Below are 22,632 nucleotides of genomic sequence, written 5' to 3' on the forward strand. Positions count from 1 at the left end.
AATGATAGCCGATAGCCGATAGCCGATTGCCGATTGCCGATTGGAAAGAAAATTGACGATTGACCCTCTGTGTGCCTCTGTGGTTAAATGACCAGAGGTTCACCTGACTGGTGTCAGAATTTAATCTCAAAATCCTTATCGGGCATGAAGTTTTCCCTGAACCAGTAATAGATCCTATCGTTTGTTTTATTATCCTGATAATCCGGAGGATAGCTAAAGCCGGTGATCTGAAGATCCACCGGTACGGTAAGCTGGTAAAATGCTTTTTCGAGCGGCTTTCCCCAGTACCGCGTTGAGGTAAGGATGTAGGTGGCATGGTCGCGGACTTTCTGCCGGTAAACGATATGAAATGCCTTTTCCTCATCGGTCTTCAGCTGAATAACGAAAGAGAATCCTTCTTCTCCATCCAGCACAAGGCAGCTGTTGTTTTCGCCCGGAGATACCACGGCCGGTAGAATATTTTGTAAATTTGTTTCAAAATCACCACCAAATCATGCCTGACATCACCGGGAAAAACTACAAACTTCTCCTGATCAACCCCCGGAGTCAGATGATCAGGAAGGGGATTGAATTCAACCTTTATACGGTTTATGAACCACTGGGCCTGGCTCTTGTGGCTGCGCTTACCCCGCCGCACTGGGAGGTTGAGATCCTGGATGAGAATTTTGATCCGGTCACATTCAGGGAGGCCGACCTGGTGGGGTTGACTTCATTCACTTCGAATGCCTTTCGCGCCTATGAAATTGCACAGATCTTTCGCACCAGAGGTATACCTGTGGTGATGGGCGGCATTCACGTAAGCATGATCCCGGAAGATGCACTGCCCTTTATCGATACGGTGTTCACCGGGGAGGCAGAGGGGGCATGGGCGGAAGTGATCGCTGATTTTGAGGCAGGACGGCTGAAGAAACGTTACGATGGAGGATTGCCTGAACTGGATGCCATACCAAAACCCCGGCATGATCTTGCTCATCCCCGTCTTATTTACGCTTCTGTGCAAACCACACGGGGTTGCCCGATGGATTGTGACTTTTGTACCGTTTCGGCTTTTAATGGTACCAGGTACCGGCTTCGAGAGGTAAAGGAAATCCTTGACGAACTGGAGAGCATCCCCAACAGAAGGGTCTTTTTTGTGGATGACAACATCATTGGCCACAGCAGGCAGACGCAGGAGCATGCCAAGGAATTGTTCAGGGGAATGATCCTGCGGAAGCTGGACAAGGAATGGTTCTCGCAGGCAGGCATGAACATTGCCGGTGATCCGGAACTGCTCGGTCTGGCTGCGAAGAGCGGGTGCAAAATGTTGCTGCTGGGCATCGAATCAGAGAGGGCCGAGAACCTGCAGGAGATGCATAAGAACGTGAACCTGAAGCTCGGTGTGAAAAATTACCGGAAGGTTTAGAGACGGTTGCACGGGCACGGTATTGCCGTCCTGGGAGCCTTTATCTTTGGCCTGGAAAGCGACTCGGTGGAAGATCTGCACCAGCGGAGCGACTATATCCGTCGGTCGGGGGTGGATGCCATCCAGACCACTATCCTGACACCCTATCCGGGGACAAGGCTTTTTGAGAAAATGGTTCGCGAGGATAGGCTGATGAAAACGGATTTTCCAGGGGACTGGCAGCATTATAACATGTTCGAGACCACGTTCCGGCCTCATAAGATGTCACCCGAGGCCCTTTCCGCTGCCATGACAAAAATCTGGAAGAAGATATACAGCAGGAAGAACCTCCGGATGCAGGCGATCAAGACATTTTTCAATTGCTGGCGTCCCAATCCGGTGCGATGGGCAAGAAAGGGCCTGAATGCGGCGCTGTGGGGTTTTTATACCAACCACCTGACGTACAAGCGAACGGTGGAGCAGTATTACGTGGAAGAATAAACGATCGCCATCGCCACTAGTTCCGCGATGTCGTAATTCTTCATCTCCTCCTCCCGGTTCTTGTACTTGATTCCGTCGGTCATCATCGTCATGCAGAACGGGCAGGCGGTGGCAACGATCTGGGCACCTGTGGCAATGGCATCTTCGATGCGCTCGATGAACACTTCCTTTTCACCCTTTTCGGCCTCCTTGAACATCTGCCCGCCGCCGGCGCCGCAGCACAGGGCAAAGCTTTTACAACGCTTCATCTCCACGTTCCCGGCGGACAGGGCAGCCAGAACTTCCCGCGGGGCGGCGTACTCGCCATTGGCACGGCCCAGGTAACAGGGATCGTGATAGGTTATCTTTTTGTTATGCAAGCCATTGCTGTTTAACTGCAGTTTTCCGGAACGGATCATATCCCGCAGGAACTGGGAATGATGGATCACCTCGAATTTTCCTCCCAGGTCCGGGTATTCGTTCTTGAACGTGTTGAAGTCGTGTGGGTCGCAGGTAATGATCTTTTTCACCTCGTATCCCTGCAGGATCTGGATGATCATCAGCGCCTGCATCTGGAAGAGCATTTCGTTTCCGGCCCTTCGGGCCACATCGCCCGAATCAGTTTCTTCCACGCCCAGCACAGCGTAATCGGTTGCGAGGTGATGCAGGATCTTCACGAATTCGCGGGTGACTTTTTTGTAGCGGTCGTCGAATGCGCCGGCACTGCCCACCCAGAACAAGTACTCAGGTCTCTTCCCTTTCGCGAACAGATCAGACATGACCGGGACCTCGATCGGGGCGTTCTGGCTGTCGTGAAGGTCGGCGATCCACAGCAGGCGGTCTTCGGGGGAGAACTGCCAGGGCGCGCCGTTGTTCTCGATGTTGGTGAACACGGTATTCAGCTCACCGGGGCCAGCAGCTTGTTCCATCACCAGGTAGCGGCGCAGGTCGACGATGAGCGAGGGATGGTTGATATTGACGGGACACTCCTGCGCGCAGGCGTTGCAGGTGGTGCAGGCCCAAAGCTCTTCGGCAGTGATGTAATCCCCGATGAGAGCCTTTCCATCTGTAAAGCTTTTATCCTTGACCAGCCCGGGTCCTTTTTCTTTCATCCGTGCCCTCACGTCCATGATGATCTTGCGGGGTGACAGCCGTTTGCCGGTGATATTGGCCGGACAGGAGGCGGTGCAGCGGCCGCACTCGGTGCAGGTGAGTGCGTCGAGGTAGTTTTTCCAGGTGATGTCTTCTACATCCAGCACGCCGAACCGGGAAGGTGCTTCGGATTGCCCTTCCGGTGCGGGAGCATAAGCCGTGGCCGGATCCATCATCAGCTTCACCTCTTTCGTCACATTTTCCATGTTCGGCAGGTACCCCAGCGGCTCCAGCCTCGACAGGAATACATTGGGGACCGACATGAACACGTGGAAATGTTTTGAGTACGGCAGCACATTGGCAAAAAGGAAGATCAGCAGGATGTGCGACCACCAGAAGCCCTCGTGGCAGACGCGGGCCTTTTCGAGCGAAAAATCCGAGAAGGCTTCTGCACTGGCGATGTATGAACTCACGGGAAAGGTTCCTTTGATATCCTGAAGGGCAAGATGGGAATGGACCAGGTAAAAAGTGTTCATGCCCAGCAGGGAGACCATCAGCAGGAAGATCAGTGTCAGGGCGATGTTCGCATCTGCATGGGAGGTGTGTTTCATTTCGATCCCGGTAAAACGCTTGATATGCAGAAAGATGCGACGTGCCAGGAAGGCCAGGATCACGCCTCCGATGATCAGGGCAAAGATGTCGGCCAATGCGGTGATCGCATCGTAGACCGGCCCCAGGAACGCAAGCGCCCTTTCGGTCCCGAACAGGCCATCGATCACCATCTCGATACTGCCGATCAGGATCACGATGAAACCCCACCATACCAGGGCGTGCATGAATCCGACCACGGGCTTGCGCAGGATCTTGCTCTGTCCGAAGGCCACCTTTAGCATCAATGTTGTCCTTTTACCCCATTGGCCAATGGGGAACGGTTTTGTGATCCTGAAGTATTTTAAGATGCGGGTAGTGGTAACGGAAAAAATGCCGAGAGTGATCACCAGGGCAACTGCGAAGAGGATTTGTTTAAGCATTTCAGCATAGATTTATGATTATTCAGGGATCAGAGAATCGTGCGGAAGTAGTCGATCGTCTTTACCAATCCTTCTTCAAGCGGCACCTTTGGTGACCAGTTCAGCTTGGTTTTGGCCAGTGAAATGTCGGGTTGCCTTTGCATGGGATCATCCGGGGGGAGCGGTTCATTGACGATCCTGGAGCGGGAGCCGGTCAGCCGTAGAATTTGATTGGCCAGTTCCAATATGGTAAATTCACAGGGATTCCCAATATTCACCGGGCCGATGAACGCATCCGGGGAGGCCATCATGCGCACCATGCCTTCGACCAGGTCGTCGACATACTGGAAGCTGCGAGTTTGTGACCCGTCGCCGTAAATGGTGATGTCGTCGTTTTTCAGGGCCTGAACGATAAAGTTGGAGATCACCCTTCCGTCGTGCGGGTGCATGCGTGGTCCATACGTATTGAAGATGCGCACGATCTTGATTTTGACCTTGTTTTGTTTGTGATAGTTGATGAAGAGGGTCTCGGCTGCCCGTTTACCCTCATCGTAGCAGGCCCGTTCACCGATGGGATTCACATGCCCCCAATAAGTCTCGATCTGGGGATGGATTTGCGGATCGCCATAGACCTCACTGGTGGATGCCTGCAGGATCTTTGCCCTGATCCGCTTGGCGAGCCCCAGCATATGGATGGCTCCCATGACCGATGTCTTGACCGTTTTGATCGGATTGTACTGGTAATGAATGGGTGAAGCCGGGCATGCCAGGTTGTAGATCTCATCCACTTCTATGTAAAAGGGCATCGTCACATCGTGGCGGATCAGTTCGAAATAGGGATTCTTCAGCAGGTGTACCACATTTTGTTTCTGACCGGTGAAATAATTGTCGAGACAGATGACTTCATTACCGTCGTTCAGTAACCGTTCACAGAGGTGTGAGCCTACAAATCCGGCACCGCCGGTGACCAAGACTTTTTTTCTGATCATGGTGATAAGATTGACAAATGTTTCTTATTTTATTGTATTGATGCCGATACAGAAATAATCAAATCCAAGGCGTTTCATTTCAGCGTGATCATAAATATTCCGTCCGTCAAAAATGGCAGGAGTCCGCAGGAGTTCTTTTATGGTCGAAAAGTCAGGGAATCTGAATTCGGGCCATTCGGTGACCATCACCAGGCAGTCGGCACCCTTGAGGGCTTCATACTGGTGATTGGAGTAAGTGATGCGATCGTCCAGGTAACGTTTAGCTTCCTTCACGGCCACCGGGTCATAGGCCTTGACTCTGGCACCGGCGCCGAGCAATTTTTCGATGATCACCAGTGAAGGCGCCTCCCGCATGTCATCGGTCAGCGGTTTGAAGGATAATCCCCAGATAGCGATGGTTTTGCCCTTGATGTCGTGGGCAAAGTAGTTCATGATCTTGTTGAAAAGAACGGACTTTTGATCCTGGTTCACGGCTTCAACGGCTTTCAGTACGCGGAGTTCGTAATGGAATTCCTCAGCAGTATTGATCAGTGCTTTGACATCTTTCGGAAAGCAGGATCCCCCGTAGCCGATTCCCGGGTAGATGAATTTAGGGCCTATGCGCGAATCGGAACCGATTCCTTTCCGGACCATGTTGACATCGGCACCCACAATTTCGCAAAGGTTGGCGATATCGTTCATGAAGCTGATCTTGGTGGCCAGCATCGAATTGGCTGCATACTTTGTCATTTCAGCGGATGCAATGTCCATGAAGATGATCGGGTGCCCGTTCAGTGTGAAGGGTTTATACAGCCTTTTCATCAGATCTTCTGCCCGCGGCGAATCCAGCCCCACGATAATGCGGTCTGGTTTCAGGAAGTCTTCAATGGCTGCACCTTCTTTTAAAAATTCGGGATTGGAAGCCACATCAAATGGGATGACAACCTTTCGCCGATCGAGTTCACCCTGGATGGCATTCCTCACCCTGGTGGCTGTCCCGACAGGCACCGTACTTTTTGTGACCACCAGCAGGTAGTCGTTCATGTATTTCCCGCAGTCACGGGCGACTTGGAGCACATAACGGAGGTCAGCGCTTCCGTCCTCACCCGGGGGAGTTCCAACTGCGATAAAGATGACATCACACTCCGCCGTGGCCTCCTGAATGCTGGTGGTAAAATGCAGCCGGTCTTTTTTCATGTTACGAAGCAACATTTCTTCCAGCCCCGGCTCGAAAATGGGGATGATGCCTTTTTTCAGATCTTCGATCTTTTTCTGGTTAACGTCGACACAGACGACATCAATGCCAACCTCAGCAAAGCAAGTCCCCGTGACCAAACCGACATAACCGCTTCCAACAATGGTAATTTTCATGGAACGAGGGATTTATTCATAAAAAGTAGACAAATATAGCGTAATTTTACTCGTTGGATTGCAGTAATCCTTTTTCGAATCGTATTGCAGGAAAGAACAAACAGGACATTTATGAAAAAGATTCTGGTGACTGGAGGTACGGGCTTCATTGGATCGCACACGGTGGTAATACTGCAACAGAGTGGTTATGAGGTCATTGTTGTTGACAATCTTTCCAACTCCACGATGGATGTACTGGACAACATTACCCGTATTACGGGGATCCGTCCGGCTTTTGAGCAATTTGACCTGGTGGATCCGATCCGGACGGCAGATTTTTTCAAAAGACACCCTGATCTTTCCGGTGTCATTCATTTTGCAGCTTTCAAGGCTGCAGGAGAATCGATGTCCAAACCGCTTGAGTATTACCGGAACAATGTGGCATCCCTGATCAACATTCTGGAAGGAATGCGCGATAATGGAATCCGCGACATCGTGTTCAGTTCTTCGTGTACGGTTTACGGTCAGCCGGATCAGCTACCGGTTACGGAAGATGCGCCCCTTAAGCCCGCCTGGTCACCTTATGGAAGTACAAAACAGATCTGTGAGGAGATCCTTCGGTTCTCCTCCCTGCTGTTGTCGGTCCGGGTGATATCATTGCGCTATTTCAATCCGATCGGTGCCCACGAATCCGCATTGATCGGTGAATTGCCGCTGGGTGTGCCGAATAATCTCATTCCATTCATCACCCAGACCGCCATTGGCAAGCATGAATGCCTGTCGGTTTACGGGGATGATTATGACACGCCCGATGGAACTGCGATCCGCGATTATATCCACGTTATGGACCTTGCCCGGGCCCACCTGGTCGCAGTGGAACGGATGATCAGCGGAAAGTGCACATCGAACATGGAGGTCTTTAACCTGGGCACCGGAGAGGGATATACGGTGATGGAGGTCATCCGCTCCTTTGAACGGGTGAGCGGTGTCAGGCTGAATCACAAAATCGTATCCCGGCGGCCGGGCGATGTTGAAAAAGTCTGGGCAGATACACGCCTGGCCAATGATGAACTGGGCTGGAAAGCGGAACGGACACTGGATGAGATGGTGCTTTCCGCCTGGAACTGGGAGAAGGCACTTGCCCACAAGCGGCAGATAGCCCTGCCTGAAAACAAATGACATTGACTGAAAACCAATAATCTCAGGCTTTCTTAAAAATTCATCCTATGCAAACAATCATGGTCACCGGAGGGGCAGGTTTTATCGGTTCCCATCTTGTCAGATTGCTGGTCAAGAAATATCCAGGTACGCTGATCGTCAATTTTGACAAGCTCACCTATGCCGGCAACCTGGCCAACCTCACCGATATTGAAGCATCACCCAACTACCGTTTCATAAAAGGGGATATCGTTGATGAGGAATTCGTCATGTCGACCTTCGAAACGCATCGTTTCGACGGAGTCATTCACCTTGCAGCCGAGTCGCATGTCGACCGTTCCATCGTGAGCCCGAAGGAGTTCATCATGACCAACATTGTCGGCACCGTCAACCTGCTGAATGCTGCCAGGCATTATTGGAACGGACACTATGAGGGGAAAAGGTTTTACCATGTATCTACCGATGAGGTGTATGGCTCGCTTGGTGATGAGGGCAAATTCCTTGAAACCACCCCCTATGATCCCCGTAGCCCCTATTCGGCGTCCAAGGCCAGCAGCGATCACCTGGTCAGGGCTTATTACCATACGTATGGATTGCCGGTGGTGATTTCCAACTGTTCCAACAATTACGGGCCGAACCAGTTCCCGGAGAAGCTTATACCATTGATAATTAATAATATAAGACATCGGAAGTCATTGCCTGTCTACGGGAAAGGGCTGAATGTGCGCGATTGGCTGTATGTGGAGGATCACGCCAGGGCCATCGACCTGATCTATCAAAAGGGGAAAGATGGGCAGACATACAACATCGGGGGCAACAATGAACGGCAGAACATTGACATCGTCAGGACCCTCTGCCGCATCATGGACCGGAAGCTGGGCAGGGGGGAAGGGGAGAGCGAAAAGCTGATCACGTATGTCACCGACCGTGCCGGACACGATTTCCGTTATGCCATTGATTCATCCAGGCTGCAGAACGAACTAAACTGGCGGCCCGAGGTGAAGTTTGATGAAGGATTCGAAAAGACCGTTGACTGGTACCTCGACAATCAGAAATGGTTGGATGAAGTTACCTCAGGTGATTATTTAAAGTATTACGAGAAAATGTATCAGGGGCGGTGAGAGGGTGAATCAAAAGTACTTAACCACAAAGGAGCACTAAGGTTTTCACGAAGGTACACAAAGTATTATCATTGATTATCAAAAACTTAGTAAAGTACTTTGAGTACCTTTGTGTTTAAGAAAAGCATTTTGATCCCCCCCTCCTGGGAGTGGGGTACTTGCAACTACCGTATAACGATCATCTTCTGCATATAAACACGATCATCAAACATCATTTGCAGGAAATAAATCCCCTCTGCAATGCTTTCTAAATCCAGTATGATCGTTTTAACACCATTGTATTCTTTATGAATTGAAAGCATTATGTTACCGGAAGGATCATAAAAAGTTGCCGTCATTTCACTGTAATAAAATTCAGGAAGGATATACACTTGATCAGATGCGGGAACGGGATAAATGGAAACCGGTACATCCTTATCCATATCTTCCAGACCTACATACACCATATGGGTCACGGAATCCTGACCGCAATCGTTGTATACGTGCAGTACGACGTTATATTCGCCCGTCACACTGAAGGAATGAACCGGATTGGCAAGGCTGGATCCAGAGCCATCCCTGAAATCCCATGCCAGCGAGTCGGCCCTGAGACTGGTGTTGTAGAAGAAGATCTCGATTCCGTAGATCTCATAATAGAAATCAGCTTTCGGGAAAAGACAGACATTGACCACCGTTGTGGCGGTATCAGTGCATTCTCCCCTGGCAACGATCAGGGTGACAGGATAGTTACCGTCTTCCTGGTAGTAGTGTTCGGGTGAAGATTCTGTGGAGGAACTTCCGTCGCCGAAATCCCACAGCCAGGTCTTCGCTTTAATGGACTGGTCCGTCAGCACCAGGTGCCCCCACGGCGACAGTTCATACGTAAATGAAGCTGTCGGCATTTCGCAGATATGAATGACCTCTGAAGCTATTTCGGTTTCGGAAAGCCCGTACGCCTTAAGTACAACCTGGTAATCCTTTTCCAGGGTGTACAGATGAGTAGGATTTACTTCCCAGGAAGACATACCATCTCCGAAATCCCATTGTACCTTGCTTTCCCCTTCTGAGAGATTGGTGAACTGCACCCCATAGACATCCGTTATTTCATATGTAAAGGCAGCGGTGGTATTATGGCTGTAAACGGTCCAGGCATATTCCTGAATACAGATGTGATCAGTGGCATATACGTTCATTTTTACCCACCCCATGATCGTATCATTTCCGTCGAACAGGATAAGACCGGCGTATTTATCACGGGCTCCGCCCCAATAGCCGGAAAACACATTGGGTCCCTGGTCAGTATACGTATAACGCCTTAAAATACAGGATCCGGGTTCCATTTCATCGAAAAATGTCAGGGGGTCCCCGAAATTGAATTTTTTAATCCAGGTAGAATTCCCTGATGTGATGATTTTTTTGTTTGGATGGAATCCTTCAATGCTGGATCCATAGGCTCCGAATCCCGCCATGCCATCCCAATAGCAGTAGAAGTCATAATCTTCCGTGCCATCTCCATTCAGGTCCATTGTGTAAGAAGTCTGCTCCCAGGAAGTCAATTCAATATCAGGTTCAAAATCTACATAATGGATGCATGGTTTATCCATCTGGCCGGCATACAGATAGGAAGGAGTCGACAGGATGAATAGATTGGAAGGATTGGACAGGGCATTTTTGTCGGCAAGGAGCCCATCTGCAACGCTCAGTACGAAAACGTAATAGCTATTCTCTTCCATGATGGGATCACCATTGATATCGGTCGACTGAGAATCCAGGGGAATAACGATATTTGTATCAACCGGTACCAGAGCGGTATAATGTTCCTGTCCGACCTGGTCTGCCGTTTCAAGATCAAACATCTCCTCCTGTTGCGCCGGCACTACCATGACCCTGTATTCTGAAATGCTGTCCTCATTGCTGACTTTAGGGAACGTGACCAATACATCCCTTCCATCACCGGCATTACCGTTATCCCTGCAGAAGACATCTGTCACTGCCTTGGCCTGGGTACGCAGTACAATGGGAACGGGGTAAGAGAGGACATTATTTGATGTGTTTTCATAGTAACTGAGGATAAAAACCGAGTAGCCGATCAGATTCGTGATGAGCTGACCATCGGTGTCGGTGGATGCAGGATCAAGCCGGACAGAATGGGAGGTGTCTTCAGCAGGGACGCTGGAATAATGATCTTCTGTAACGGCATTGGCCGAATCCAGAGTGAATTCTTCTGCGTGGTCATCGTTGACCACCATGATCCTGTACTCTGCCATACTCATCTCATTATAAGCCGGATCAAAATTTACCAATATATCTTCGGCGTTCTTCTGGTCACCCACATCAGCCACCTGGATATTCAGGGCAAAGTTTTCCAGCCCCTGCCCCGCCATAACTGGCATATCCGGAACTGAATCCATTCCGAAATCGTTAACGGTGGCTTTTTTGCCTCCATTGGTGACCACCATTCTTATCCAACCAAAATAAGTAGATGCACCCTTTTGCACTTTTATACCCACAAAATGTTCTTTTTCCTGGATCCAGTTTCCAAAATAAATACTCGTATTTAATTGCGTTTTGAGAAGAGCCTTTTCACCGGTTACCCAGTTCAGCCATGGGGCAATCGTATCGCCATAATAATTGAGTGTATCGATAAATCCGGATTCGTCAATGACAAAATAACCAGAAGAGTCTGATGATTGAATAGAGATAATGGCTGTATCCGGGTAGTATCCTCCATCACATTTGGCATGCAAGATAAAATCAACAGTATTATCCAGATTGATATCAAGCCCGTATTGGTCGCTATTGCACTGTGTTGGCCATGGGACGAACAATTCAATTTCTGCATCCGGTATGATGTCGGTATAGTGAACCTGGGCCGATGAAGGCAGAGGTTGAAAAATGACTAATACGAGAAGAATTTCTGATACGGATAAACACGATTTTAACCAATGGATCATAATTGCTGTTTTGAACCCCATAAAGATAAGTAATATAGTACCATGTTGTAAATAGACGGTCTGCAGGTCTGCGGGCCTTCAGGTCGGAACGACGAATATCACACAATTCGCGACCAATAAATCCATTAGCCGATTTTCAATCGAAAGAAGAACCACTAGTGTGTTTTCTTTAAAATTGTATAAAATCTTTTCAAAATGATATACATTATGAAAATATTTTTTTCAAAATGATTATTTTTGTTTAAAAATTACGATCACATGGTCTCGAACAACTTAATTGAGGAATTGATTCATCTGGATAGGCTGTCAAAAGAACAGGCCGTGAAGTACCCCGAAAAGCGGTTTCTTTATCCGCAAATAAAATCTTTACTGACCAATACGAACCAAATGGCGGGTATCTCAGGATTAAGAGGGACAGGTAAGACCATCTTGTTAAGGCAGCTGGCCCTTGAAATGGATAAATCCTTTTATGCAAGCGCGGATACCCTGCCTGTAGGAACCGACCTTTTTGAACTCTCCTCATCGCTTTCCAGCTCGTTTGGGATCAAGTTCCTTATGATTGATGAAATCCATACCATGAGGGATTGGCAGGGACAACTTAAGAAGATCTATGATTTCCTGGATATGAAGATTCTTTTTACTTCTTCATCATCCCTTGAACTTTCGAAAGGGAAATATGATCTCTCAAGAAGGTTGACCCTTTTATCATTACCTCTTTTTTCTTTCAGGGAGTACCTGAAATTCAGCAAGAAAGTTGATGTACCATTGATCTCTGCAGAAGAAATCCTTATGAACCATAACGTAATTTATCAGAAGCTGTTTTCGTATGAATCGTATTTCAGGACTTATTCTGAACTTGGTGCACTTCCTGCATGCCTGGATTCACCATTGCGCTCCGTTGTCATTTCTACCATTGAAATGGTGACCCAAAAGGATATGCTGACGGTAGGCAAGTTATCACAGGAGGACATACAATCCGTAAGGGCTATTTTATTATTCATTGCAAGAGCGGGAACAGACGGTTGCAGTTATTCCTCCATTGCAAGGAATGTCGGGATCACGAAATACAAAGCCCAGCAATTTATTGGTATGATGGAAGAAGCATCCCTTTTAAAAATTCTGTTGCCTCACGGTGCCAATGTCATGCCGGAGCCGAAGATCATGCTTGTGCCCGTCTTACGATCCAGCCTTGCTCAAGGCATTGACGAAGACAGACTGGTCGGGGCCCTGCGTGAAGAATTTTTCATTCACCATGTGACCGGGGCCGGTTTTACTGTCAATTATCTTAAGAGCAAGAGAGGGGAAAAACTTCCCGATTATGTACTTTACATTCACAACCAAAAGCTGATCATCGAAATAGGTGGAGCAGGGAAGAGTACATCCCAGTTTAAAGGTGTGGAAGGGAGTGAGAAACTGGTATTGACCCAGCCAGCATTAAAGAAAGGCATTCCCCTGATTTTGTTCGGCTTCCTTTGGTGATTTCCCTATTTTCCCGAATAGCCAGACCCCGCTTCGGTGGATTGCCGGTTGCCGGTTCTCAGGTCTACAGGTCTACAGGTCTGCAGGTCTACAGGCCTACAGGTCAGCGGCTTGTCCTGAGAAATGCAGTGACGAAGGATCGGCGGTCAGCAGGTTTGGAATTTGGTGCTTGGGATTTCTCCCGCATCTACCTCATAATCATGATCTTCTTCATAAATAGTCTATCGTCCAGTAGAAGTTTCAGAATGTAAATACCTTCTTTTACGCCAGAAAGATCCAGTTCCAAGGTTGGGTAAATGGCTTTCCGATCAGGGTAAGCCTGAATGAGACGGCCGGATGGATCACAGAGCCAGACATCAATTTTTTGCACGGGGAAAGAAGGTTTGATCATTAACCGGTCACGTGCCGGAACAGGATACAGATCAATACCTGAAAGGTTTGGATCATCTTCCAGGGAAAGTGATATGATTTGCGTTATGGAATCCTGTCCACACATGTTATAAACATGGAGCGTGACCGGATAGTTGCTCTGGGAAAGGAATGTATGAACCGGATTACTGACGCCCGATCCTGATCCATCACCAAAATCCCAGTGAACGGAGTCAGATTTTGAACTTGTATTGAAAAAGATCACGAAAGCATTAGTGAGTGTATAATGAAAATCTGCCCTGGGATGAATGCAGACGACCGTTTTAGCATTGATGGTATCGGAACAGCTTCCCCGGAATGCGATCAGCGTAATGATGTAGGTGCCATGCTCCTGATAGGTATAGTGGGGTGATTCTTCCTCCGAGGTATCTCCGTTCCCAAAATCCCAGAGATACCTCTCTGCTTTTTCTGACAGATTATAAAGGCTTATCTCACCCCAGTCGGACAGCTCGTGCCAAAATCCGGCGGTTGGTTTTTCACAAATATTAATATTCTCACACAAGGTATCCTGCCCCAAGGCACCGACAGCCGTCAAACAGACGACATAATCACTTTCCTGCGAATAGGTATGCAGTGGTTCCCGTTCACTGGAATGTTCGCCATCGCCAAAGTCCCACTCAAATGAGCTGGCACTGACGGAATGGTTATGGAATTGAACCTGGTAATCCGTCTTTGTATAATTAAAGTGAGCCTGGACTTTTTTACTGTACACCATCCAGGCATATTCCTTTATTATCATAGTAGTGGTTCCAAGGACACTCATTTTCACCCAGCCCATGATGGTATCAGTTCCCTGGAGCATAATCAATCCGGTATATTTATCCTGAGTTCCACCCCAGTATCCACCCCACTCACTTTCCCACTCGCTGTAATAGTAATAGCTATAAACGCCTCCGGCTGATTCGTTTTCCAGCAATGTGACGGGATCCCCGTATTCAAGAATTTTAATCCAATTTAAATGCTCCTCTGTAGTGATTATTTTATTATTCTCATTCAATCCTTCAACCCATGAGCTGTATGAATGAAATCCGAGACCACCACTTTCGCTGCATAGGAATTGATAATCATTTGTACCATCCCCGTTCAGGTCAAAATCGAACAGACGGTTTCCCCCAGCAGAATAATCTGCCCAAACGACGGTATCCGGTTCAATATCAACATACTGAATATAATATTGGTTCCATTGTCCGCCATACAGAAAGTCAGGGGTGCTTAGTGCTAAAAGATTGGATGGCTCAGAAAGGGCATTTTTATCAGAAAGGATGCCATCAGCGATACTTAGTACGAAAACATAGTATCCTTTTTCTTCCTGGATGGTTTCCCCGGAGATGTCGGTTGACTGGTCATCAAGTTGAATGCTGATATTTGAGCCCGAAGGAACAATCACTGTGTAAATATCCGTTCCCACCTGGTCGGCCATTTCAAGATCAAATGTTGCCATCTGATCCATGGGTACCACTATGATCCTATATTCCGAAATACTGTCTTCATCGGCAACTTTATGAAAGGAAATCAGCACATCGCTACCATTACCTGCATTACCGTTGTCGGTCGATAAGATGTTATTTACTGCCGCTGTCTGGGTCTGAAGCAGGATGGGAACAGGATAGGAGAGGATATTTTCAGAAGGATTCTCATAACTGCTCAGGATAAAAACCGAATAGTTGATCATATTGGTGATCAGTTGGCCATCGGTGGATATGGCCGTAGAAGTAAGCTTTATTGAATGTGAAGTACCATTGGCAGGAACACTGGTATAGTGATCAGCTGTAAGTGCATTAGCTGAATCCACATTGAAGTCTTCTGCCTGCGTTGCATTGACCACCATGATCCTGTACTCTACCATACTCTCCTCGTTAAACGCTTGATCAAAATTTATTTTTATGTCGGAGGCGTTCTTCTGATCCCCCACGTCCGCTACCTGGATATTCAGGGCAAAGGTCCCAAGTCCGTCCCCGGCCAGAATGGCTTCTTCCGGCACCGTCTGGAAGGCCAGGTCTTTTATTACCGCAGTGAATTCGTACATAGGAAATGTCACGATCATTCTCAGCCATCCGTAATATGACGATGAGCCATCCATCATCCTGAGGCCGGTGAAATGTTCCCTATCCCAGTTCCAGCAATTGTTCCGGTAGAAAATTACCTTTTCCCCTGTCACCCACTGCAGGGAAGAGCCAATGGTATCGTTGAAATTTAATGAGTCAACGAAGTCCCCGGCGGCAAAAAAAGCCGTTGGATGTGCCGATTCAATGGAAATCAATGCTGAATCGTCATTGTCATTATTATATCCGCACTTGGCGTGAATAATAAAATCAATCGTATCATCAAGGTTGACATCAAGTGGGTAATGTTTATCAGAGCAGTCATTGGCAATATATGGGGATTTCGATAAGTGAATTTTTGCATCCGGAATAATATCCAAATAGTGAACCTGGGCTGATAAGTGCTGTGGCCAGAACGCAATTAAAGCCAGCAGGAATGTGGCTCTTGAGAGACCTGATTTAATTGAATTTTTCATTGGGATCTTTATGAGGACGATAAAGGTAGTGAATTTCAGAGGGAAAAGCAAGGCCTCAGCCCCTCCCCAAGAGGTTGTATCACAAGTACTTAACCACAAAGGAGCACTAAGGCTTTCACTAAGGGACACAAAGTAAAATCATTGATTATCAAAAACTTAGTGTTCCTTAATGAAGTACTTTAAGTACCTTTGTGTTTAAGAAAAGCCTTTAGATAAACCCTCCCAAAGGATGAATAACAATTTAACAGTTTAACAATGTAACAATAGAACAATGAATGACCCCAAATGACCACAAATGACAATGAATTCTTTATCTTTGCCCGAACAGTTTTATTTTCCCATGACCGATCCCAAACCCTATAAGCCGCAGAACCCTATCCGCATCGTTACCGCCGCGTCGCTGTTTGACGGACACGATGCTGCCATCAACGTAATGCGGCGCATCCTGCAGTCCACCGGCGCCGAGGTGATCCACCTGGGGCACAACCGCTCCGTGGCAGAGATCGTGCAGTGCGCCATCCAGGAGGATGTCCAGGCCATCGCCGTGACCTGCTACCAGGGCGGGCATATGGAATTTTTTAAGTACATGTACGACCTGCTGCAGGAAAATGAAAGCGGACAGATCAAGATCTTCGGCGGTGGCGGCGGGACCATCCTCCCCCACGAGATCGATGAGCTGCACGCCTACGGCATCGCCGGCATTTACTCCCCCGACGACGGACGTAAAATGGGATTGCAGGGAATGATCAACGACGTGATGGCCAGGTGCGATTTCCCGACCGGATCCGACAACCACATTGACGTACAGAAGATCTTGTCGAGGGATTACCGGTCCATTGCGCGGCTGATCTCGGCGGCGGAAAATTTTCCTGAGTCGGTCAGGGAGATCATCGGAACCCTCCAGGAGGCAAAAAAATGCAAACAGTCGCCCGTGCTGGGCATCACCGGCACGGGAGGATCCGGCAAATCCTCGCTGATCGATGAGATCGTCAGGCGGTTTCTGATCGATTTCCCGGAGAAACGGATCGCCATCATCTCGGTGGATCCCTCCAAGCGCAAATCCGGCGGCGCCCTGCTGGGTGACCGCATCCGGATGAACTCCATCCACCACCCCCGCGTGTACATGCGCTCGCTGGCCACGCGCCAATCCAACCTCGCTCTGTCCAGGTACGTGAAAGATGCCCTGTGCATCGTGCAGGCCGCAGGCTTCGACCTGATCCTGCTCGAAACATCGGGCATCGGCCAGTCCGACACGGAGATCATCGACCACAGCGACGTTTCGATGTACGTGATGACCCCTGAATACGGCGCTGCCATCCAGCTGGAAAAGATCGACATGCTGGATTTTGCCGACATCATCGCCCTGAACAAGTTCGACAAACGTGGTTCGCTGGATGCCCTGCGCGACGTGAAGAAACAATACATCCGCAATCACCTGCTCTGGAACGCTGACCCGGAAACGATTCCCGTCTATGGAACCATCGCTTCACAGTTCAACGATCCGGGCGTGAACAACTTCTACAAGAATCTTATCCACCTGATTGAAGATAAAACAGGGATCAGTTTTGCCACCAAAGCCAGGGTCATTCCTGAACTCTCCGAAAAGATCTTCATCATTCCGCCCAACCGGACCCGTTACCTGGCTGAGATCGCAGAGACGGTCAGAAATTACAACCACTGGTCAGAGGACCAGGCCGATGTTGCCCAAAAACTGTACAACCTGAAGGCATCGATGGATTCCCTCAGCGAGACCATCCAGGACAAGCCGGTCAGGGAGCGGCTGGAAAAACTCTACCATGAGTATGAACTGAAGTTGGACGGTGCCAGCAAAAAAGTGCTGGAGACCTGGGAGGAGAAGAGGAAGTGTTACCGTGACCTGCACTTTATCTATAAAGTCAGGGATAAGGAGATCAGGGTGGAAACTCATAGCGAATCCCTTTCCCATTTGATGATCCCGAAGATCGTCCTGCCGGGATATAAAGCATGGGGTGACATCCTGAAATGGAACCTTCGTGAGAACGTGCCGGGCGAGTTTCCGTATGCTGCAGGGGTGTTCCCTTTCAAGCGCGAGGAGGAGGATCCCACGCGCATGTTCGCCGGCGAAGGCGGTCCGGAACGCACCAACAAACGGTTCCATTACGTTTCGTACGGTATGCCGGCCGTGCGGCTTTCCACAGCTTTCGATTCGGTGACCCTTTACGGCAACGATCCCCACATCCGGCCGGATATCTATGGCAAGATAGGGAATTCCGGCGTATCCATCTCCTGCCTGGATGATGCCAAAAAACTGTATTCCGGTTTCAACCTGTGTAACCCGAAGACTTCCGTATCGATGACCATCAACGGCCCTGCGCCCACGATGGTGGGATATTTCATGAATGCGGCCATTGACCAGCAATGTGAGCTGTACATCCGGGAACATGGACTGGTGGAGGAAGTCACCCTGAAGATCGAAGCGGTCTATCAGGAAAAGGGAACACGCCGTCCGCAGTATCAGGGAGAGCTTCCCAGAGGGAATGACGGGCTTGGTCTGCTGTTGCTGGGAATCACCGGGGACCAGGTGCTGCCGTCCGACGTCTATGAAAAGATCAGGGCGCATACGCTCCGGACAGTCAGGGGCACAGTGCAGGCGGATATCCTCAAGGAGGACCAGGCGCAGAACACGTGTATCTATTCGACGGATTTCTCCCTGAAGCTCATGGGCGACATCCAGGAATATTTCATTAAACATAACGTCCGTAATTTTTATTCCGTTTCCATTTCGGGGTACCACATTGCGGAGGCCGGCGCCAATCCCATCTCCCAGCTGGCGTTCACCCTGTCGAACGGATTCACGTATGTTGAGTATTACCTCTCCAGGGGTATGAAGGTGGATGATTTTGCCCCCAATCTGTCGTTCTTCTTTTCCAACGGGATCGATCCGGAGTATTCGGTGCTCGGTCGCGTGGCGCGGCTGATCTGGGCCAAGGCGATGAAGCTGAAATACGGCGCCAACGAACGTTCTCAGAAGCTGAAGTACCACATCCAGACCTCGGGCCGTTCGCTGCACTCCCAGGAGATCGACTTCAACGACATCCGTACGACACTGCAGGCCCTGTACGCGATCTATGACAACTGCAACTCGCTGCACACCAACGCATATGATGAGGCCATCACCACCCCCACCGAGGAATCGGTGCGCCGGGCCATGGCCATCCAGCTGATCATCAACCACGAGCTCGGGCTGGCCAAGAATCAGAATCCTCTGCAGGGATCGTTCATCATTGAAGAGTTGACAGACCTTGTGGAAGAGGCCGTTTTGTCGGAATTTGACCGCATTGCTGAGCGCGGCGGTGTGCTGGGCGCGATGGAGACCATGTACCAGCGGGGTAAGATCCAGGAAGAATCGCTGTATTATGAACATATGAAGCACAGCGGTAAACTTCCGATCATGGGAGTGAACACGTTCCTTTCTTCAAAAGGTTCTCCTACGGTAACACCTGGAGAGGTGATCCGCGCCACCGTGAAAGAAAAGAAATACCAGATCTCGATGCTGAAGGAGCTTCATAAAACGCAGGCGGAGAAGGCGGGAAAAGCCCTGCAGGATCTCCAGCATGCAGCACTGAACAACCTGAATGTGTTCGAACAGCTCATGGAATGCTCAAAATATTGTTCCATCGGACAAATCACCGATTCCCTGTTCGAGGTGGGGGGGCAATACAGAAGAAACATGTAAACCAACAACGTTATGGCTGACCGAAAAATACTTATCGTTTATCCTGAACCCTATGAAACCAGGGTTGCTGTTTATCTGGCGACCGAGCTGATCTTTCTCAAGACCCTCAAACATTCTCCGCAGGAGATTGCCCGGTTCAAGGATATCAAGGACCAGAAGGACTGGCGCAAGAACCTGATATTGAAGGAGCTCCAGGAAAACGATATCAATACGGAACTGATCGAGGTGGTCATGGGAATGAGCGGATTGGTCAAGCCGCTGAAATCGGGGATCTATGAGATCAACGAACGGATGAAGGAAGACTTGCGCGTCGGGTTACTGGGCAAGCACGCCGTGAACCTGGGGGGGCTGATCGCAGCGGATATTGCTGAATCGCTTGGAAAAAAGGCCTATATCATGGATCCGATCGTGGTGGATGAACTGGATGATGTGGCCCGGGTTTCGGGGCATCCCCTTTTTCAGCGAAAATCCATTTTCCATGCGCTTAGCCACAAATTTGTCGCAAAGAAATACGCCCGTTCCGTTCACCGGAAATATGAGGAGCTCAACCTGGTGGTGGTTCACATCGGCAGCGAGGGGATCTCTGTCGGTGCGCATAAGCAGGGAAGGGTGATCGACGTGAACAACACCTTTGACGGGGACGGCCCGTTTTCGATTTCCCGCACAGGCAGCCTTCCTGTGGGAGACCTGGTCAGGATGTGTTTCAGCGGAAAATACACCGAAGAGGAGATGATCCGGATGATCACCGAGGGCGGTGGCTATGCAGCCTATCTGGATACCAGTAACATCAACGAAATCGATAAGCGGATCATGTCGGGTGACGATACCGCTACTTTCTATTCCTATGCCCTGGCTTACCAGGTGTCGAAAGAGATCGGAGCCATGGCCACGGTGCTGGAGGGAAACGTGGACGCGATCCTGTTGTCGGGGAATATTTTCAACAGCGCCCGGTTCATCCAGAACGTGACCCGGCGTGTGAGCAAGATCGCTGATGTGATGCTTTATCCCAGCGTCAATAGCTTCGAGGCGCTGATGATGTCGGGCATCAGCATCATGAACGGGGAAGCGGAGATATTGGAGTATATCTGATTAACCGATTAACCGATATCGGATATCTGATTTGATTTACGATTTAAATAAAAAATCAAATATCGGTTAATCGGTTAATCGGTTAATCGGTTAATCCGATATCACCTCCCCGTCAGTTCCTTCGGGATGCGTCCGTTGCGGATGGCTTCGGAGCGGAGGCGGCGGCCGACGATCTTCTCCATCATCCGGCCGATATCCAGCACCTTATCCACGTTCACCTGCGTATCGATCCCCATTTCGTCCATCATCACCACCATATCTTCGGTGGTGACCAGTCCGACGATGTTTGGGTCGTCGTAATAGTACTTTCCGGTACCGGCCACCGGGTATCCGTCGATGAAGTTGGCGGGTTGCCCGCCGATGCCACCCAGGGTGCTTTCGAAGTTGGTCATGCCCGCCTGCAGGGCTGCCAGCACGTTGGCCAGGCCCCATCCGCGGGTAGTATGGAAGTGGACGATGTGTTTTTCCGGTGTCGGGATAGCGTCAAGGAGCATCGAATAGTACTTGTAGACGCGGTCGGGAGAGGCGGAGCCATCGTGGTCGGCGTGTTCCACGTCGTCGGCGCCGATGTCGAACCAGCGTTTGGTGAACTCGATCGCTTTCGACATTTCCGTGGGGCCTTCGATGGGGCAGCCCCAGATGGTGCTGACGGTGCCATTCACCTTGATGCCTGCGTCGTGAGCTTTTGTAATCCATTCCTCCGACATCTTCCAGTAATCGGCCAGGTTCAGTCCCGAGTTACGTAAGTGGTGCGACTCGCTGGTGGATACCATCAGCAGGATGCGGTCGGGGCCAAAGCCTTCCTGTCGGGCCTGGATCGCCCGCTCGATGGCTTTTTCGCGGATGGTGATGGCCGTCAGGACCACCTCAGACAGTTTATCCTTGACTTTCTTGCTGTTCCGGATGGCTTTGAACAGTGCATCGGCGTCCCTGAACTGGGGCATACCTTTGGGATTTCCGAAGTTGGTCACCTCGATGTATTTGAATCCGGCCAGGATCAGTTGCTCCAGCACCCAAAGCTTGGCTTCGGTCGGAATAAATTTTTCTTCATGCTGAAAGCCGTCGCGCACGGTGATATCGCCGATGGTTACTTTTTTTGGGTAATTCATCATAGGATTGGTTGTTAGTAAGTAGAAATAAATTAGTACCTGGTCAAGGTTGTGGGTTTAAAAATAGTAAAAAGATGGATACATAACTACCTTTGGGGAATCCTGGCAAAATTTTATACATTTAAGGTGAAACGCATATAAATTTTAACGATTCTAATATACGTTTAGAAAATGTGTATATAGGTACTTAAATAATGATCCCTCTCCGAAAAGTAATAATTCTGTGCTATAGTCCATTAACTGGAATACATTGGAAGTCTTAGCCTGGAAAGAACTTACTCCAAGACTCCGGTGAGGGATAAGGATAGAGTATCATAAAACTGTGTGAAAGGTATAAGTATCAATTACCCCGTGCTTTAGCGCGGGGATTCAAAATAGAGCACCAAATCCGGGCTTTAGCCCAAAATAAAACGTACCTATGACACAAAAAAAAGAAACTAAGCAAAAGGAAAAAAAGATCATCGATCTTCCTTTCCTCGATAAAGTGGCCATTTTCATCAGGCCGAAACAGCCTTTAATAGACTGGATAAACCAGATTGATCCGAAAAATCCAATGTCATTGGATGATTTCATTGATGGGAATACGTACCTGCTCTCCTCTGATGAATATGATTTTGTTGACCAGGAAGGTATCGAAAGGATGATTGCTGAAAACTATGCTGAGATCTTTGAAAATGAATTGCTGGATGTATGTAACGACACAAATTACTGGCCTGAAACCATTAACCTGGACATGTTCAAGGGATGGTTCGAGTATCAGGTTTCTTCGATGGTATATGACCTGGATTAATATAAAAGCG

Annotated in this window: 15 protein-coding genes; 8 read left to right on the forward strand and 7 right to left on the reverse strand. The window is 49.1% G+C overall.

Features of this window, described 5'->3' with window-relative positions; all coding sequences use genetic code 11:
- Positions 1-113: 113 nt before the first annotated feature.
- Positions 114-446 (reverse strand): hypothetical protein, encoded by a 333-nt coding sequence (locus tag PKI34_00710; GenBank protein HNS16325.1) that lies wholly within the window; start codon positions 444-446, stop codon positions 114-116.
- 47 nt (positions 447-493) lie between these two features.
- Here PKI34_00710 and PKI34_00715 point away from each other — a divergent pair, with 47 nt between their 5' ends.
- Together PKI34_00715 and PKI34_00720 are read left to right on the forward strand one after the other, a co-directional pair.
- A complete protein-coding gene (locus PKI34_00715; GenBank protein HNS16326.1) occupies positions 494-1,402 on the forward strand; it encodes a radical SAM protein in 909 nt (302 codons plus the stop codon).
- A gap of 6 nt (positions 1,403-1,408) precedes the next feature.
- Positions 1,409-1,882 carry a DUF4070 domain-containing protein gene (locus PKI34_00720; protein ID HNS16327.1) on the forward strand — a complete coding sequence of 158 codons (474 nt, stop codon included), beginning with the start codon at positions 1,409-1,411 and terminating at the stop codon, positions 1,880-1,882.
- Here the strand turns inward: PKI34_00720 and PKI34_00725 are convergent.
- Genes PKI34_00725 through PKI34_00735 form a run of 3 tightly spaced genes read right to left on the reverse strand, consistent with a single transcriptional unit; the run spans position 1,867 to position 6,302 of the window.
- Positions 1,867-3,984, reverse strand: a complete 2,118-nt coding sequence (locus PKI34_00725; GenBank protein ID HNS16328.1) for a (Fe-S)-binding protein — start codon at positions 3,982-3,984, stop codon at positions 1,867-1,869. The genes PKI34_00720 and PKI34_00725 overlap by 16 nt on opposite strands.
- A 29-nt stretch (positions 3,985-4,013) precedes the next feature.
- Positions 4,014-4,952 carry an SDR family oxidoreductase gene (locus PKI34_00730; GenBank protein HNS16329.1) on the reverse strand — a complete coding sequence of 313 codons (939 nt, stop codon included), beginning with the start codon at positions 4,950-4,952 and terminating at the stop codon, positions 4,014-4,016.
- 24 nt (positions 4,953-4,976) lie between these two features.
- A complete protein-coding gene (locus PKI34_00735) occupies positions 4,977-6,302 on the reverse strand; it encodes a UDP-glucose/GDP-mannose dehydrogenase family protein (protein HNS16330.1) in 1,326 nt (441 codons plus the stop codon).
- Between the two features lie 111 nt (positions 6,303-6,413).
- Between PKI34_00735 and galE the strand changes: the two genes are divergently transcribed.
- Together galE and rfbB are read left to right on the forward strand one after the other, a co-directional pair.
- The gene (galE, locus tag PKI34_00740; GenBank protein HNS16331.1) at positions 6,414-7,460 is read left to right on the forward strand and encodes a UDP-glucose 4-epimerase GalE; all 1,047 of its coding nucleotides are present in this window, start codon (positions 6,414-6,416) and stop codon (positions 7,458-7,460) included.
- Between the two features lie 38 nt (positions 7,461-7,498).
- A complete protein-coding gene (rfbB, locus tag PKI34_00745; GenBank protein ID HNS16332.1) occupies positions 7,499-8,560 on the forward strand; it encodes a dTDP-glucose 4,6-dehydratase in 1,062 nt (353 codons plus the stop codon).
- 164 nt (positions 8,561-8,724) lie between these two features.
- Here rfbB and PKI34_00750 read toward each other — a convergent pair whose 3' ends face one another.
- Positions 8,725-11,493, reverse strand: coding sequence for a PKD domain-containing protein (locus tag PKI34_00750; GenBank protein HNS16333.1), 2,769 nt, complete (start codon positions 11,491-11,493; stop codon positions 8,725-8,727).
- A gap of 387 nt (positions 11,494-11,880) precedes the next feature.
- On the opposite strand from PKI34_00750, the gene PKI34_00755 reads away from it, so the two are divergent.
- Positions 11,881-12,972, forward strand: coding sequence for an AAA family ATPase (locus PKI34_00755; GenBank protein HNS16334.1), 1,092 nt, complete (start codon positions 11,881-11,883; stop codon positions 12,970-12,972).
- Between the two features lie 187 nt (positions 12,973-13,159).
- On the opposite strand, the gene PKI34_00760 is transcribed toward PKI34_00755, so the two are convergent.
- Positions 13,160-15,919 (reverse strand): PKD domain-containing protein, encoded by a 2,760-nt coding sequence (locus PKI34_00760; GenBank protein ID HNS16335.1) that lies wholly within the window; start codon positions 15,917-15,919, stop codon positions 13,160-13,162.
- Positions 15,920-16,220: 301 nt separating this feature from the next.
- Here PKI34_00760 and PKI34_00765 point away from each other — a divergent pair, with 301 nt between their 5' ends.
- Both PKI34_00765 and buk read left to right on the forward strand, forming a co-directional pair.
- Positions 16,221-19,634 (forward strand): methylmalonyl-CoA mutase family protein, encoded by a 3,414-nt coding sequence (locus PKI34_00765; protein ID HNS16336.1) that lies wholly within the window; start codon positions 16,221-16,223, stop codon positions 19,632-19,634.
- 12 nt (positions 19,635-19,646) lie between these two features.
- On the forward strand, positions 19,647-20,723 hold the full coding sequence (buk, locus tag PKI34_00770) for a butyrate kinase (GenBank protein ID HNS16337.1): 1,077 nt from the start codon (positions 19,647-19,649) through the stop codon (positions 20,721-20,723).
- A 101-nt stretch (positions 20,724-20,824) separates the two neighbouring features.
- On the opposite strand, the gene PKI34_00775 is transcribed toward buk, so the two are convergent.
- Positions 20,825-21,835: a hypothetical protein gene (locus PKI34_00775; protein ID HNS16338.1), complete on the reverse strand. Its 1,011-nt coding sequence runs from the start codon at positions 21,833-21,835 to the stop codon at positions 20,825-20,827.
- Between the two features lie 415 nt (positions 21,836-22,250).
- On the opposite strand from PKI34_00775, the gene PKI34_00780 reads away from it, so the two are divergent.
- Complete coding sequence (locus PKI34_00780) at positions 22,251-22,622, forward strand: hypothetical protein (protein HNS16339.1); 372 nt, start codon at positions 22,251-22,253, stop codon at positions 22,620-22,622.
- Positions 22,623-22,632: the final 10 nt, after the last annotated feature.

The organism is Bacteroidales bacterium (assembly GCA_035342335.1).
Lineage (GTDB): Bacteria > Bacteroidota > Bacteroidia > Bacteroidales > JAGONC01 > JAGONC01.